Source organism: Acinetobacter sp. T_3_1, assembly GCF_025377055.1.
Taxonomy (GTDB): Bacteria; Pseudomonadota; Gammaproteobacteria; order Pseudomonadales; family Moraxellaceae; genus Acinetobacter; species Acinetobacter kookii.
Window position 1 is genome coordinate 22,932 of the sequence record NZ_JACHVD010000021.1, and the last position, 14,590, is coordinate 37,521.

At 43.7% G+C, this 14,590-nt stretch carries 14 protein-coding genes and 1 pseudogene; 10 read left to right on the forward strand and 5 right to left on the reverse strand.

Annotation, left to right across the window (positions count from 1 at the left end; all coding sequences use genetic code 11):
* Positions 1–35: 35 nt before the first annotated feature.
* The 5 genes from H4I94_RS14440 to H4I94_RS14460 all read left to right on the forward strand — a co-directional run bounded on the left by H4I94_RS14440 (position 36) and on the right by H4I94_RS14460 (position 5,026).
* A complete protein-coding gene (locus H4I94_RS14440) occupies positions 36–614 on the forward strand; it encodes a cob(I)yrinic acid a,c-diamide adenosyltransferase (RefSeq protein WP_131274641.1) in 579 nt (192 codons plus the stop codon).
* A gap of 259 nt (positions 615–873) precedes the next feature.
* Entirely contained in the window at positions 874–1,584 is a 711-nt protein-coding gene (locus H4I94_RS14445) for a glycerophosphodiester phosphodiesterase (RefSeq protein ID WP_261183550.1), read from the forward strand.
* A gap of 281 nt (positions 1,585–1,865) precedes the next feature.
* The gene (locus H4I94_RS14450) at positions 1,866–3,032 is read left to right on the forward strand and encodes an acyl-CoA desaturase (RefSeq protein WP_261183551.1); all 1,167 of its coding nucleotides are present in this window, start codon (positions 1,866–1,868) and stop codon (positions 3,030–3,032) included.
* 100 nt (positions 3,033–3,132) lie between these two features.
* Positions 3,133–4,578 (forward strand): protein adenylyltransferase SelO, encoded by a 1,446-nt coding sequence (locus H4I94_RS14455; protein WP_261183552.1) that lies wholly within the window; start codon positions 3,133–3,135, stop codon positions 4,576–4,578.
* A 76-nt stretch (positions 4,579–4,654) separates the two neighbouring features.
* The gene (locus tag H4I94_RS14460) at positions 4,655–5,026 is read left to right on the forward strand and encodes an MmcQ/YjbR family DNA-binding protein (protein ID WP_261183553.1); all 372 of its coding nucleotides are present in this window, start codon (positions 4,655–4,657) and stop codon (positions 5,024–5,026) included.
* Positions 5,027–5,080: 54 nt separating this feature from the next.
* Here H4I94_RS14460 and H4I94_RS14465 read toward each other — a convergent pair whose 3' ends face one another.
* Entirely contained in the window at positions 5,081–5,767 is a 687-nt protein-coding gene (locus tag H4I94_RS14465) for a response regulator (protein WP_092820344.1), read from the reverse strand.
* 13 nt (positions 5,768–5,780) lie between these two features.
* A complete protein-coding gene (gene baeS, locus H4I94_RS14470) occupies positions 5,781–7,442 on the reverse strand; it encodes a sensor histidine kinase efflux regulator BaeS (protein ID WP_092820343.1) in 1,662 nt (553 codons plus the stop codon).
* A 135-nt stretch (positions 7,443–7,577) separates the two neighbouring features.
* Between baeS and H4I94_RS14475 the strand changes: the two genes are divergently transcribed.
* The 3 genes from H4I94_RS14475 (at position 7,578) to H4I94_RS14485 (ending at position 12,279) form a co-directional block, all read left to right on the forward strand.
* Positions 7,578–8,228 (forward strand): hypothetical protein, encoded by a 651-nt coding sequence (locus H4I94_RS14475; protein ID WP_092820342.1) that lies wholly within the window; start codon positions 7,578–7,580, stop codon positions 8,226–8,228.
* A gap of 297 nt (positions 8,229–8,525) precedes the next feature.
* Positions 8,526–10,328: an acyl-CoA dehydrogenase C-terminal domain-containing protein gene (locus H4I94_RS14480; RefSeq protein WP_261183554.1), complete on the forward strand. Its 1,803-nt coding sequence runs from the start codon at positions 8,526–8,528 to the stop codon at positions 10,326–10,328.
* 169 nt (positions 10,329–10,497) lie between these two features.
* On the forward strand, positions 10,498–12,279 hold the full coding sequence (locus tag H4I94_RS14485; protein ID WP_131274650.1) for an acyl-CoA dehydrogenase C-terminal domain-containing protein: 1,782 nt from the start codon (positions 10,498–10,500) through the stop codon (positions 12,277–12,279).
* A gap of 66 nt (positions 12,280–12,345) precedes the next feature.
* Here H4I94_RS14485 and H4I94_RS14490 read toward each other — a convergent pair whose 3' ends face one another.
* Positions 12,346–12,555: a hypothetical protein gene (locus H4I94_RS14490; RefSeq protein WP_092820339.1), complete on the reverse strand. Its 210-nt coding sequence runs from the start codon at positions 12,553–12,555 to the stop codon at positions 12,346–12,348.
* A gap of 179 nt (positions 12,556–12,734) precedes the next feature.
* Between H4I94_RS14490 and H4I94_RS14495 the strand changes: the two genes are divergently transcribed.
* On the forward strand, positions 12,735–13,232 hold the full coding sequence (locus H4I94_RS14495) for a phosphate-starvation-inducible protein PsiE (RefSeq protein ID WP_261183555.1): 498 nt from the start codon (positions 12,735–12,737) through the stop codon (positions 13,230–13,232).
* Positions 13,233–13,295: 63 nt separating this feature from the next.
* Here the strand turns inward: H4I94_RS14495 and H4I94_RS14500 are convergent, their stop codons facing one another.
* Positions 13,296–13,748: an RcnB family protein gene (locus H4I94_RS14500; protein ID WP_261183556.1), complete on the reverse strand. Its 453-nt coding sequence runs from the start codon at positions 13,746–13,748 to the stop codon at positions 13,296–13,298.
* Between the two features lie 184 nt (positions 13,749–13,932).
* On the opposite strand from H4I94_RS14500, the gene H4I94_RS14505 reads away from it, so the two are divergent.
* The gene (locus tag H4I94_RS14505; protein ID WP_092820356.1) at positions 13,933–14,385 is read left to right on the forward strand and encodes a hypothetical protein; all 453 of its coding nucleotides are present in this window, start codon (positions 13,933–13,935) and stop codon (positions 14,383–14,385) included.
* A 58-nt stretch (positions 14,386–14,443) separates the two neighbouring features.
* On the opposite strand, the pseudogene H4I94_RS14510 reads toward H4I94_RS14505, so the two are convergent.
* Positions 14,444–14,590: pseudogene (locus tag H4I94_RS14510) on the reverse strand (transposase); the annotation flags it as partial.

Sequence of the window (14,590 nt, forward strand, 5' to 3'; positions counted from 1 at the left end):
TTTTATTGTATTCATCAAAAACTCAAGGAACACATATGGGCCACCGTTTAAGTAAAATTTATACCCGTACCGGCGACTCAGGCACAACTGGACTCGGTGATGGTTCACGCGTTGCCAAAGACGACTTGCGTATTACTGCACTAGGCGATGTGGATGAGCTGAATGCCTGTATTGGCGTGCTTCGCTCACAAATTGCGGTCAGTACCATTACAGACAAAGCCAGCTGGGATAAATCCTTAAGCCTGATTCAGCACTGGTTATTCGATTTAGGCGGAGAAGTCTGCATTCCAAACTTCAACCTAGTTCAAGCCGTTTCCATCGAGTTTTTGGAAAATGACATTGACCGTATGAACGAAGCTTTGCCGATGCTGAAAGACTTCATTTTACCTTCCGGAACTTTAGCTTGCAGTTATGCTCATCAGGCCCGTGCCGTGTGCCGTCGTGCCGAGCGCAGTGTGATGTCTGTACATAGCCGTGACCAGAACATTCAGGCCAACTCGCTACAATTGCTCAATCGCCTGTCCGACTGGCTATTTGTGGCCTCGCGTACCTTGCAACGTGCTGAAGGCGGATCTGAAGTCCTGTGGCAAAAAAATATTAATGAGACGATTTAATCCCTCTGAGCCACTTACACACTTGTTCATAAATAAAACTAAGCCGTGATAGTGCTATCGCGTTAGGCGACAAGGATTTCGCCGTTGGCTACAGGTAAATGGACTTCCCTTGTAGCCAACAAAGGATTTTTGTTACTTTTCATCCTTGAAAAGTAAGGCATCCTCTACGCAAATTAATTTAACTTTTCAATACAATATAAACTCATGATCATCTTATACTTTTAAAATTAGATAAAAATCCCATCAAACAGAGTTCATTATGATCATCATCGGACATCGTGGCGCACGTGGTGAAGCCCCTGAAAACACACTCGGTGGCTTTCAATATATTCATGATCTGGGGATTCGGGCGGTAGAGTTCGATGTCCGTCAGCTGAAAGACGGTGAACTCATCATCATGCACGATGACAATTTTTTAAGAACGACTGGCGCAGATCAGGCACTCTATGACCTAAACAGCCAACAGCTTGAAGCTTATAACCAGGCCCATATCTGGATGGATTGGGAAAAGCAGCTCACTCCGACACTCCGCCAGACTCTGAGCATTATTCATGACTTTGAGCATATTGAAGTTGAAGTCAAAGCGGTTGCAACCATGACGGAAGCTGAGAAACTGGTTGTAGAGTTACAAAAACAATTACACGGTTTTGAACAAACGGCGGTCATCACCAGTTTCGATTTAAAAATCCATCAGGCTTTAAAACAGCAGTATTCCATCTTTAAACGTGGCTTACTGGTTGAAGATGACATCAAATACCAAGCCATTGAACAGGCTTTAGAACTCGGTTGCTGCCAAATTGGCTGGATGAATTCACTGGCAACTGATGAGATGATTCAAGCCACCCAACACGCCCATTTAAAAGTCAGTGTCTGGACCGTCAATGACGTTGAGCGTGCGAAGCATCTGCAAAGTTTGGGAATAGACGGATTGATTACCGACTTTCCCAAAATGATGCTCGAACAACTTTAACAAAAAAATTTTATCTCTCTTTTTGTGACTCAATCAGCTATTTGTTTACTCAAAAATGACTCACATCGCTGCTATTCACGGAAGCTGCTTTGACCTTCGATAAAATCAATCAACCCATCCCCGTATTCTGTTACTGTTTAGTACAATACACCTGTAGAATAATGCTAGTTAAGCTTTGTTCGCTCATGCTAATATTGAAGAAGTCTTAATCCCTATAATTTGTATTGAATTAAGAATTCATTTATACCTTACCTTATACGGTTCTAGGAGTGCTGTTGGAGATGAATGCTCCCTTACCCAAAGCCCCAATTAACTGGATTGCAGTGTTCGCATTGGTATTCTTACCGATTGTGGCTGTAATCGCTATCCCTTTATATGCTTATCATCATGATTTTAGCTTAGGCGCATGGATCAGCTTATTTGTACTGCTCGGCATGAGCAGTTTAGGGATTACTGCGGGTTATCATCGCTTATGGGCACACCGTGCTTATGAAGCAACCTTGCCATTAAAAATTATTTTAATGATTATGGGTACTTTTGCCGTTCAAAATAGTATTTTGTTCTGGGCTTCAGGTCACCGTACCCATCACCGTCATGTAGATGACGTCGAAAAAGACCCATATTCAATTAATAATGGCTTTTGGTATGCACATATTGGATGGATGCTACGTAACTATCCGGCAGCAGAAGCAAACTATAAAAACGCACCTGACCTGTTAAATGACAAGGTGGTGATGTTTCAGGACAAATATTACATTCCGCTGGTCATTGCCGTACACGCAGTCATTCTGACTACTGTAGGCTGGGCTGTGGGTGATATGTGGGGCGTAATGTTATTAGGCGGTTTACTTCGTCTGATCTTGAGCCATCACGTGACTTTCTTCATTAACTCACTGTGTCACATGTGGGGCAAACGTCCTTATACTGACGAAAACACTGCTCGTGACAATTTTGTATTAGCCATTGCCACCTGGGGTGAGGGTTATCACAACTACCACCACATCTTCCAGTACGATTACCGTAACGGGGTGAAATGGTGGCAGTACGACCCTACAAAATGGTTAATCTGGTCATGTTCAAAGGTAGGTTTGGCTAAAAACTTGCGTCGTATTCCAAGCTTTAATATCAAAAAAGCGGAATTGGCGATGCGCTTTAAATACGCAGAACAGGATTTGGCAGTGTATGGCCACAATGTCAATGAAGATATGGCTACGGCTAAACTTCGTATCGCTCAGGAATATGAAGCGTTTACCCAAACGCTGAATGATTGGGCCAAGTTAAAAGAGCAAGAAATTCAGGCGAAAAAAGCATCTGTAGCTGAAAAGATTCACCAAATCGACAGCAAGCTTAAAGTCGATTTCCAGCTGGTTGAACAGCGTCTTGTTCATCATCGTGATACCTTGAAAATCTTGATGCGCAATATTAAAAAGAATCCAGTGTCTGAATAAGACCAGGTTCAATATAAAGCCCCATTATTGGGGCTTTATTCATTTTGGCCGTTTAAATTTGCTATAGTGATGTCATCTCTCCCCATTCTTAGATTGTCCCATGCAATTTAATCCTCGCTACCCTTCGCTCAATCCCAAACTTTATCATCATCAAATGCCAGTTCCCTTAAAGGGAGCAAAAGCCGGTCATTTCAATGCAGCACTGGCTGATGAATTACAGTGGTCAGAACAAGACCAGGCTCAATGGGTGGAAATCTGTAGTGGACAAAAAACCTTTGCCGAATTTGAACCCTTGGCCATGGTCTATGCCGGACATCAGTTTGGGCAATGGGCGGGTCAACTTGGTGACGGACGCGGTTTGCTGATTGGACAAATTCTGGATAAACATGGCCAAACCATCGACCTGCATTTAAAAGGCGCAGGTTCAACCCCCTACTCTCGTATGGGCGATGGTCGTGCGGTATTGCGTTCCGTCATTCGTGAATATCTGGCAGGTCATGCACTGAATGCTTTGGGCATTGCATCCAGTAATGCCGTCGGCTTTACCTCTTCCACCCAAGGCATACAGCGGGAAAAACTGGAACCAGGCGCGATGATGCTGCGTACGTCAGACTGTCATATCCGCTTGGGTCATTTTGAATGGATCAACCAATATCAGCCCGACCTTTTAGAAGATTTTGTACAGAAATGTATAGAATGGCACTACCCTGAATGTCTGGAGGCTGAACAGCCAGTTTTGGCTTTTGCAACTCAAGTCATCCAGCGTACTGCGGTGATGATTGCCAAATGGCAACTGGTGGGTTTTGCACATGGGGTGATGAATACCGACAACCTGAATATCACCGGTTCAACGCTCGACTTTGGCCCTTTTGGCTTTATGGAGCGCTTCCGTCCGAACTGGATTAACAACCACTCGGATTACCAAGGCCGCTACACCTATCAGCAGCAACCAAGTATTGGACACTGGAATTTATGGATGTGGCTGAACAACCTGATTCGGCTTAAACAAGATCCTGCTGAAAAAGAACAGTTCAAAGAAGATTTGGCGAAATGTTTAGAGCATTTTGAGCCAACCTTCCTTGAACATTATACGGTTGGTTTGTGCCAGAAAATGGGCTTGCCAAGTTTCCATAAAGACAGTTTTGATTGCGGTATGGCATTCTTGCGAATTTTACAAACAGAGCAACTGGACTACACCCAAAGCTTTATTCGTTTACAGAATAAGCAATATGAAACTATTAAAGATGATTGCCTCGATCGTCGCCAGTTTGAAAGTTTCCTGGCTCAATATGAAAGCATTCGGGCGAATCAGGATACCGATGCACTGGATGCCGAAATGGTGAAAGCCAATCCGCACTATATTCTGCGCAACCACATGGCGCAGAAAGCCATTGAACTGGCAGAACGGGATGATTATTCCGAAGTCGAGCGCCTGTTTAAGTTGTTGAGTCAACCTTATCTTAAACAACCCGATTTAGAGCAGCCTGAAGATTTAGGCCCCTTGCCGAGTGATGTGCCTGAAGTGATGGTGAGCTGTTCTTCTTAAAGTTATTCACAAAGCATTTAAAAACTGTGGATAATTTCAGCATTATCCACAGTTTTCTTTTGGATTATTCAAACTTATGACTTTGCACAATCTTGCTTCCCAAACTGCTTTAAAGCTACCTGAAGTGACGATTACCCAACCTTTTGGCGATGGCTGTGATGTGTTTAAAGTCATGGATAAAGTCTTTATGCTGAGCTTTCATTTAAAAGGCCAAGCAGCTATTAACTTAAAAGTTATCCCGGATGATGGTGCCATGCTACGGGATATTTATCCCTATATACGTGCAAGCTGGCACATGAATAAGCAGCACTGGATAACTGTTTATGAGGATGAAAATCTGGATGAATCCTTGGTACAGGATTTAATAAGAAATTCTTATGAACTGGTGGTGAGTAAACTCAATAAAGTGCAACGACAACGGATTACCCTATTAAAGTCAGCAATATAAAAAAGCGAGCCATTTTCATGACTCGCCTTGTTTAAATTGAATTAAAAAATCAATTCAATCTTCAGGATATTCAAAACGATAGCCCACCCCATACACCGCCTGAATCCATTCATGACGGTTGCCTGTTTCGGCAGCATCAGAAATTTTACGGCGCAGGTTTTTAATATGGCTATCAATCACTCGGTCCGCCACATCAAAACTGTCCGGGTTAATATGATCGAGTAATTGCGCACGTGAATACACCTGGCCTACATGTTCCAGGAACAACTCCAATAAACGGAATTCAGTCGGGGTCAGGTTCAAGGTTTTTTGCTGATACCAAATACGTTGCTGGGCTTTGTCCATACGGAACAGGCTGTTCTGTTCAGGCTCAACTTGACGGTCCAGACGACGTAACACGGCTTGTACCCGCGCGACCAGTTCTTTCGGGCTAAAAGGTTTACAAATATAATCATCTGCGCCCATGTTCAAGCCCAGTACACGGTCAATTTCTTCAGTGCGGGCAGTCACCATAATAATCGGCAAATCGGACTGTTCACGCACTTTACGGCAAATGGTCAGGCCATCCATACGTGGCACCATCAGGTCCAGAATCATCAAACTGGGTTTACGTTGCAGAAAGCTGTCATAGGCTTCTTGCCCATCATGAAACATACTGACTTCAAAACCCGCAGCTTCCAGATAGTCCCGCACCAGTTGTGCAAGTTCCACTTCATCTTCTACCAGCATGATATGTTTCATGAATGTTATTCCTTTATTTGTTTAACTGTTTTGGAAAAGTCAGTTTGCAACGCAAACCACCTAATGGAGAATGATCAAAACTCAACTGTCCACCCATTGCCTGCGCAATTTTACCAGATAATGCCAGACCCAAGCCTGTTCCCCCGGTACTCCGGGTACGGGAATCATCCACACGATAGAAACGTTCGCCTAAACGTGCCAACTGTTCGTCACTCAAGCCAAGCGGACTGTCATCCACAATCACACTCCAATGGGTGGCTGATTGCTCGGTATGCACACGAACCTCGCCGCCTGCTTCAGTATAACGAATACTGTTACCCAGCAAGTTGACCATAATTTGTTTAAAACGATCTATATCTAATTGTAAATTCGCACCTTCACCCTGCACCGAAACGGATAGATCAGCCTGGGCAAATTTAGGCTTGAAGTTTTCAACTTCCTGCAGCACCACATTCCACGGATTGACGTCTGCCATGTAGCATTTCAACTGCTGTGCTTCAGCCTGAGCCAGGTCGGCCAGATCCTGAGTGAGTTTTTTCAGGCTGGTGACCTGGCGCAGCATCGATTCAAAATGTTCCGGTGTCGGTTTGCGAATACCGTCCTGCATCGCCTCAATTTGTGCTTGCAGTACCGCCAATGGTGTTTTTAATTCATGTGAAGTATCTGCCACCCACTGACGGCGTGAGGTTTCATGCTGATCCAGAATCACCGCCAGATGGTTCAACTCTGTCGATAAATCACCCAGTTCATCATTGCGGTTAACCGTCACCTGATGCTGGAAATTGCCTTTGGTCAGTTCGCGGGTCCCTTGCAGCAAACGCTGAATGGGCGTTTTAAAATAAGTGGCCAACAATAAAGCCGCGACCAAGCTGGTCAGGAACGTTAAACCATATACCAATAATAAATAACGCTTTTGATTACTAAAAAAGTTAATGCTTGAAGCATCATCCTGATCCAGCACCGGCTTCAAGCCTAAATAACCGACTACCTTGTTATTCACCATAATCGGACGGTATGACACTGGAATATCGGATGGCTCACCCACGACAAACTGTTTTTTGGCATCATACAGCGACAAGCGGGAACTTAAGCCCAAACGGTCTGGCAAAGAGATAAACTGCTTTTTCTTAGTTTGAGTGGGTGTTGCATCGGCAGGCTTATCTTCAGCTTTCCGGTCAGAGCGGAAGATATTCTGATTGGCACTGAGTGGAAATTTAAGCCCTTCAAAAGGCTGATACTCGGAAGGTAAATTCAACTCGATTAGGCGCAACTCTTCTGCGTCTAAAATCGGTTTGCTCGGCCCGGTTTTATTTAAACTCGGAGACACACTCAGCAAGGTATTGTCCTGAAAATAACGCTGTTGCAAGGCAATATCATATTGACGGCGTAACCACCAGCGAGACAGACGGTCATAGTCATCCGGTGCAGCAGTGCCTTCTATTTGCAGGATTTGTGCCTGAATGGCATTGCCCCAGTCATGATAAACCGAATAGACGCCAGCCAGATTACTGATTACATGATCCAGCTTCTGCATTTCCACATCCGCGACATAGCGGGCGAAGTTCTTTTGCATGGTCCAATGCAATACCCCCAGACTCACCGTCGTAATCACCAGGGTGGTGAACAGTACGGTCAGAAACAGGCGTAAGGCAATCGGAACACGGCGAATCTTCAAAAGTTAAGTCTCAATCTTTTTTCTCAATGAATTATTGTAACGAACCTTCTAAAAAAATACTCTTCATTGTTTCTTCATCATTATTGTTTAATCTTTAACATATCAAATTTCGTTTTTTCATTGGAGATAACAACAATGAATTCCATGACAAAAATGGCTTTAGTCGGTGCCAGCGTACTCAGTATGGGTGTTTTGACAGCCTGCCAATCGACCAGCACGGTTCAGGACAAAGATGGTGACCACCCGCGCATGATGCGAGACCATCATCCAAAGCATGAGCGCAACATGACACCCGAACAGCGTGAGCAGTGGCAGCAGGTCCGTGCCGAACGCCAGCAAATGATGAAAAGCATGAAAACAGCCTGTGACGGCAAAGCCGTGGGTTCTGCGGTACAAATCAAGGCAGGTGAAAGAAGCATTGCTGGGACTTGCGTGACGCATTTCACTCCCGATCGTGCAGAGATGAAGCGCATGCGTGGCGAAATGAGAGCGATGCACATGCAAGCTGATCATCGTGCCATGCAGGGTGAAATGAAAGGCATGTACAGGATGCAACACGATGAACCGCTGACTGATGCCAAACGCGCAGAATTGACCAGACAATTTGACCAGCGCCTCGCTCAGCACCAGGCACATCAGCAAGCCATGTTAAAAGCTTGCCAAGGTCAACCTCATGGTAAGGCGGTTCAAGTCAAAATGGGCACACACACCCTCAATGGTAAATGTGAAGTCCACTTTCAGCCTAAAGCCCCTATGGGTTCCACAACAGCAAAACCTGCATCATAAAATTTACCCAAAGTTAAAAAGGCGCAGCTCTGCGCCTTTTTTATTGCCTGTCAAAAATTAAACCATTTGACTATTTATGCCACTCACAAAGCCATAAAAGCATTTACACTCAAGATACTTAGCCATTTCAAATTATAAATCTTTGACTTTACAGTCACCAAGAAAAAGCCCCTAACGCTTGTACCAAGGGGGAAGATGTTGCACGATTGAGCCATACAAATACGTGTCATTGAAGATACGTTCCAATGTTTATTTAGAATTATTAACGCTGGTTAAACCAGTATTGAGGAAACCGATATGCCACAATACAAAGCGCCCTTACGTGATATGCAATTTGTTCTACATGAATTGTTAAATGCTGAACAACATTATGCAAGCTTGCCTGCATTTTCTGACACCGTAAGCCGTGAATTGGTTGATCAATATTTAGAAGCTGCGGCTGACTTCTGTGAAAATGAATTGTCTCCAATCAACCAAAGCGGTGACCGCGAAGGTTGTACCTGGAATGATGGTGTGGTAACTACACCTACAGGCTTTAAAGAAGCCTATCAAAAATATATCGAATTGGGTTTCCCGTCATTATCTGCTGAAGAGCAATACGGTGGTCAAGCCTTGCCTGTTTCTTTAGGCAACGTGATCTCTGAAATGGTGGGTACTGCAAACTGGGCATGGGGTATGTACCCTGGTCTTTCACACGGTGCTGTCCGTACCCTGGAACATCACGGCTCTCAAGAACAAAAAGATACTTACTTGCCTAAGCTGGTTTCAGGTGAGTGGACCGGTACCATGTGCTTGACAGAATCTCACGCAGGTTCAGATCTGGGAATTATCCGTACCAAAGCTGAACCGAATGCAGATGGCAGCTACGCAATTTCTGGCGAGAAAATCTTTATCTCTGCTGGTGAACACGACATGGCAGAGAACATTATTCATATCGTGTTGGCGCGTCTTCCGGGTGCACCAAAAGGTACTAAAGGGATCTCTTTATTTATCGTACCGAAATTTAACCTCAATGCTGATGGTTCACTTGGCGAACGCAATACCGTTCGCTGTGGTTCAATTGAACACAAAATGGGTATTCATGGTAACGCAACCTGTGTACTCAATTTTGATAACGCAAAAGGCTTCCTGATTGGCCCTGAAAACCGCGGCTTAAACTGCATGTTCACATTCATGAACACTGCCCGTATTGGTACTGCGGTACAAGGTCTTTCAGCTTCTGAAGGCGCGTTCCAAGGTGCATTGGCTTATGCTAAAGACCGTTTGGCAATGCGTTCACTTTCAGGCGTTAAAGCGCCAGAAAAAGAAGCAGACCCAATTATTGTTCACCCTGCTGTACGCAACATGCTATTAACGCAAAAATCTTTTGCTGAAGCTGGCCGTGCATTGGTTTACTTATTGTCTTTCTATGCAGACACGGTAGAGCAAGGTGCAACTGAAGAAGAACGTAAAGCTGCGGACAACATGTTGTCACTACTTACCCCGATCGCAAAAGCATTCTTGACTGAAACCGGTTCTGAATCTGCGAAACACGGTGTTCAAGTATTCGGTGGTCACGGTTTCATCTCTGAACACGGTATGGAACAGATTGTTCGTGATACACGTATCGCTTGCTTGTACGAAGGTACCACTGAAATTCAGGCGCTTGACTTGCTAGGTCGTAAAGTTTTGGGTACTCAAGGTGCAATGTTGAAAGACTTCACCAAGGTTATCCATAAATTCTGCGAGGCCAACAAAGACAATGCTGCAATGAAAGAATTTGTTGAACCACTTGCTGCTCTAAATAAAGAGTGGGGTGATTTAACCATGCAGATTGGTATGCGTGCCATGCAAAACCCGGATGAAGTGGGCGCTGCTGCAGTAGATTACCTGTACTTCTCTGGCTATGTAACCCTTGCTTACCTATGGGCCCGTATGGCACTTGTTGCTCAAGAAACCTTAGCTGCTGGTACCACTGATGTAGATTTCTACAATGCAAAAGTGACCACTGCCCGTTTCTACTTCAAGAAAATTCTTCCACGCGTTCGCTCACACGTTGAGGTGATTGCGGGTGGCGTTGAGCCATTACTGGCTTTAGATGCTGAACACTTCGCATTCTAAGTGCAGGATTTTTAAACTGAGGTGAGAAAAAGGACAGTCATGTTTTTGGCAGTCCTTTTTCTTTATCAAATAAACAAAAAAATTAACCTTTAGTCGTCTAACCACATGAATTTTCATCTATTAGACTGATCAAACCGAACTGAATCAAACAATAAACAGGTGACTCACTATGCCAATCTATAATGCACCTCTTGCAGATATGAAATTCATTCTGAATGATGTTTTCAATGCAGAACAATTCTGGCAAGCCAATGAAAATCTTGCTCATGTTGATGCAGCAACAGCTGAAGCCATTCTTGAAGAAATGGCGAAATTTGCGCAAAACGTGACTTTGCCTTTAAACCGTACGGGTGATGAAGAAGGCGCTAAAATTGAAAATGGCAATGTGACGACCCCTGCGGGCTTTAAAGAAGCTTTCAAACAATATGCAGAAGGCGGCTGGATTGGTCTGGGTGCTGACGCTGAATGGGGCGGTCAGGAAATGCCAAAAATGCTGACCGTGCTTTCTGATGAAATGCTGTTTGCAACCAACCCATCTTTTATGCTCTACCCGCTTCTGTCTGTGGGTGCAGGTATGGCATTAAACAGCTATGCTTCCCAAGAGCAAAAAGAAACTTACCTGCCTAAAATCTACTCGGGCGAATGGTCAGGTACCATGTGCTTGACCGAGCCACATGCAGGGACGGACTTGGGCATTATCAAAACCAAAGCAGAACGCAATGAAGATGGCACTTATAACATTACCGGTACCAAAATTTTCATTACCGGTGGTGACCATGACCTGGCTGAAAACATCATTCATCTGGTCCTTGCGAAAACGCCAGATGCCCCTGCCGGTTCCCGTGGTATTTCATTGTTTATCGTCCCGAAATTCCTGGTGAATGAAGACGGTTCTTTGGGTGAGCGTAACCATGCAGGTCCAGGTTCAATCGAACACAAAATGGGTATTAAAGCCTCTGCGACTTGCGTGATGAATTTTGACGGTGCCAAAGGCTATCTGGTCGGTAAAGAAAACGAAGGCCTGGCTGCCATGTTCGTGATGATGAACTACGAACGTCTGTCTATGGGGATTCAAGGTCTAGGTGCTTCTGAATTTGCTTACCAGAATGCTGCGCAATATGCGACGGACCGTCTTCAAGGTCGTAGTGCTTCTGGCGTGAAATCTCCAAACAAACCTGCGGACAGCATTTTGGTCCATGGCGACGTTCGTCGTATGTTACTGAATGCGCGTGCCAACAACGAAGCATCTCGTGCTTTTGCGGTGTATGTCGGTCAACAGCTTGATATCACTAAATTCTCGACCGATGCCGAAGCGGTAAAGAAAGCCAATGACCGTGTTGCGCTGTTAACGCCAATTGCCAAAGCTTACCTGACTGACACTGCATTTAACGCAACTTTAGATGCACAAATGGTTTTCGGCGGTCATGGCTTCATTCGTGAATGGGGCATGGAACAATGTATCCGTGACTTGCGTATCTCGCAGATTTACGAAGGCACCAACGGTGTTCAGTCTCAGGATTTGATCGGCCGTAAGACCATTAAATGTGGTGGCGCATTCATTGCAGAATACATTCAGGAAATCCGTGATTTTACCAATGGTCTGGATGCGGATCTAAACTTCATTAAAGATGCCACTTTAGATGCAGCAGCAGAAGTTGAATCGGTTACGCAATATATTCTTGAAGCCAGCAAAGAGAATGTTGACTTCCCGAATGCAGCAGCAGTGGATTATCTGCATGCGGTGGGTCTGCTCAGCTTCTCTTACATGTTTGCAAAAATTGCCCATGCAGCGAAAGCCAAAGACGGCGAGTTCTATCAAAATAAATTGTCACTGGCACTTTATTTTGTACAACGCATTCTGCCTGAACTTGCACTGCGCATTACCAAAGTAAAAGCCGGTGCTGACGTGGTCATGAACTTCTCTGAAGACTACTTTACCAATCAGGCTTAATCCTGCACAAAGATAAGCAATAGAAAAACGCCTGCAAATGCAGGCGTTTTTTTAGCGAAAAATGAATTAGATTTTTTCCACAATAATAGAATCTGAAACTTTTTTGTCACTTTGAGCATTTTGATTAATTTTCACAATTTTAATCACGCCTTCAGCTTGTAAATTTTCACATAACGCGATCAATTTCTGCATTTCGTCCATTTTAATGCCAGAACCCAAAATAAGTTTTTTACCATTTTGTAAATTATTAATTTTTGTTTGAATTGTTTCTAACATTTTCTTTTCCCTGATCAATGAAATAACCATTCATACATTACATGAATTTAGTATAAAAAAAATACACCCCCTTAAATTATTTACAATTTTTCATTTTCTCATTTCTAATGTGCATGAAATTTGCATACTGCTTAATAGCAATTTCATACAAATAATCATTCAAGATACAGGAGGAAAAGATGCCAAAGCCTGATAGCAAAGTTGAAAAAATTGAGACCCTCCTCGACCGTTTTGGAAATATCGTCGTAGAAAGCTTTCACTATATTGCACTGTTTATTATTGGCTGTATGGTGATCTGGTCTGCCGGACATACGGTATTTGAAATTTTAACCATTAAACAATTTGCGACCATTGACGATATTCTGTTGCTGTTTATTTATCTCGAACTGGGTGCCATGGTCGGTATTTACTTCAAAACCAATCATATGCCGGTGCGTTTTTTAATTTATATTGCCATTACTGCCCTGACCCGTTTACTTATTTCAGATATCCAGCATGACCATAAAGCCGATATGGATCTGGTGATTATTACCGGTTCAATCCTGATCCTGGCATTTGCGATTTTGGTGGTGCGTTTCTCTTCCTGGACTTATCCATCTGTCATTCGTGACAAACATTCAGAAAAAACGCTACCTGTAGACAAAACCCCTCAACCACAAGATGATGAATTAGCTTAATATGTTAAAAGCCCCTCTTTTTAAAGAGGGGTTTGGGGAGATTTAATCATTAAAAATGAATCTTTAACGATTCGGCACCAGCACATAACGCCCATTTTCAAAAATCCAATAAGTACCATTCGGTGGTGCATGTAAACCTAAACGCTGCCAATCGCTGATAAAGGTATAACGCGAACTTTCAATCCTTGAAGTGTTGGGATCACCATTGACCCAGCTATAGCTTTGTGAATTTTGCGTGATGGTGGTCGGTGCCTGATATTGAATGCTGATGCCATTGTGAATGACCGGATAATGCTGATGATGCGGTGGACGCTGCGGATAATTTGGATAGTGCTGTGGATAGTTATGCTGAGGATAAGTGTTTTGTGGATAATGATTTTGCGGATAATGAGGACGATGTTGATACCGGGTGGTATCTACCCCGCGATAATTTGACCAGCGATTTTCCGCCTGCGTTGTTGCAGAAGCCCCCAAGAGCATGATGCCACTCAAAGCACAAAGAACTGCCAATTTCATAAGAGCCACCCCACCTACTTTATAAAGCTTATTTTAATCTCCAGTTTAGGATAAAAAATGAATAAAAAAACGGCAAATGCAAAGTTTTGTAAATGAAATATTTCACGGATTTTCTCTGCAGACACATCCCGGCTCAAATGATGAGTATGCTAAAATGCCGTTTTTTATTATGGGATCAAACAGAGTGTCTGATTTAAGTTTTGACCGCCTACATCAATTCTTTTGCAAGGTTCCAAGTATTCAAGAATCTTTAATCAATGCCTATGGTTCAGATGGTCAACACGCCTGGTGGTTCAAATTTCAAATCAATGTGGAACACCCTCTGGCATGGCAAACCGTACAGGAACTGGGTCATGTACTGAATTACATTTCCAAGAATGAACGTTTACCGACACAGTTTTTACCGGTTTCTCCGCCACCTTATATGAATGGTGAAGCCAAAGACTTTTTGGCCTGGGTCATTCAGTGCAACCATCCCGATTTTCCGCCCGATGTGGTCTGTGACTGGCTAGAAGCACGTTTACCGCAGCCGGTTGAAGATGAAAGCCAGTGGAAAATTAAAACGGATATAAAAGAGCTGGATAAAATCTCTGACAAAGATTTGGATCAGATGGTGCCGCCTAATCCGCAACAATAAAAAAGTTTGATTACCTCTCCCTAACCCTCTCCTTTTAGGCATAGGTATCTACACATCTTTAGGCACCTAATGCAATGGTTGCAATTTCATTCAGTTCATCTATTGAATATTCTGAGAGCAGTTGAAGGGTATTCAGTAAAATCGAAAGTCCTGCCAATATGGCAGGCGCACTTTCTATCTTGCCTCTTTTCTGCTGTCTGCCTGA

Excerpts from the sequence above, each read along its gene's own strand:
- H4I94_RS14440 (WP_131274641.1), top strand. The coding sequence starts at position 36 with ATGGGCCACCGTTTAAGTAAAATTTATACCCGTACCGGCGACTCAGGC.
- H4I94_RS14445 (WP_261183550.1), top strand. The coding sequence starts at position 874 with ATGATCATCATCGGACATCGTGGCGCACGTGGTGAAGCCCCTGAAAAC.
- H4I94_RS14450 (WP_261183551.1), top strand. The coding sequence starts at position 1,866 with ATGAATGCTCCCTTACCCAAAGCCCCAATTAACTGGATTGCAGTGTTC.
- H4I94_RS14455 (WP_261183552.1), top strand. The coding sequence starts at position 3,133 with ATGCAATTTAATCCTCGCTACCCTTCGCTCAATCCCAAACTTTATCAT.
- H4I94_RS14460 (WP_261183553.1), top strand. The coding sequence starts at position 4,655 with ATGACTTTGCACAATCTTGCTTCCCAAACTGCTTTAAAGCTACCTGAA.
- H4I94_RS14465 (WP_092820344.1), bottom strand. The coding sequence starts at position 5,767 with ATGAAACATATCATGCTGGTAGAAGATGAAGTGGAACTTGCACAACTG.
- H4I94_RS14475 (WP_092820342.1), top strand. The coding sequence starts at position 7,578 with ATGAATTCCATGACAAAAATGGCTTTAGTCGGTGCCAGCGTACTCAGT.
- H4I94_RS14480 (WP_261183554.1), top strand. The coding sequence starts at position 8,526 with ATGCCACAATACAAAGCGCCCTTACGTGATATGCAATTTGTTCTACAT.
- H4I94_RS14485 (WP_131274650.1), top strand. The coding sequence starts at position 10,498 with ATGCCAATCTATAATGCACCTCTTGCAGATATGAAATTCATTCTGAAT.
- H4I94_RS14490 (WP_092820339.1), bottom strand. The coding sequence starts at position 12,555 with ATGTTAGAAACAATTCAAACAAAAATTAATAATTTACAAAATGGTAAA.
- H4I94_RS14495 (WP_261183555.1), top strand. The coding sequence starts at position 12,735 with ATGCCAAAGCCTGATAGCAAAGTTGAAAAAATTGAGACCCTCCTCGAC.
- H4I94_RS14500 (WP_261183556.1), bottom strand. The coding sequence starts at position 13,748 with ATGAAATTGGCAGTTCTTTGTGCTTTGAGTGGCATCATGCTCTTGGGG.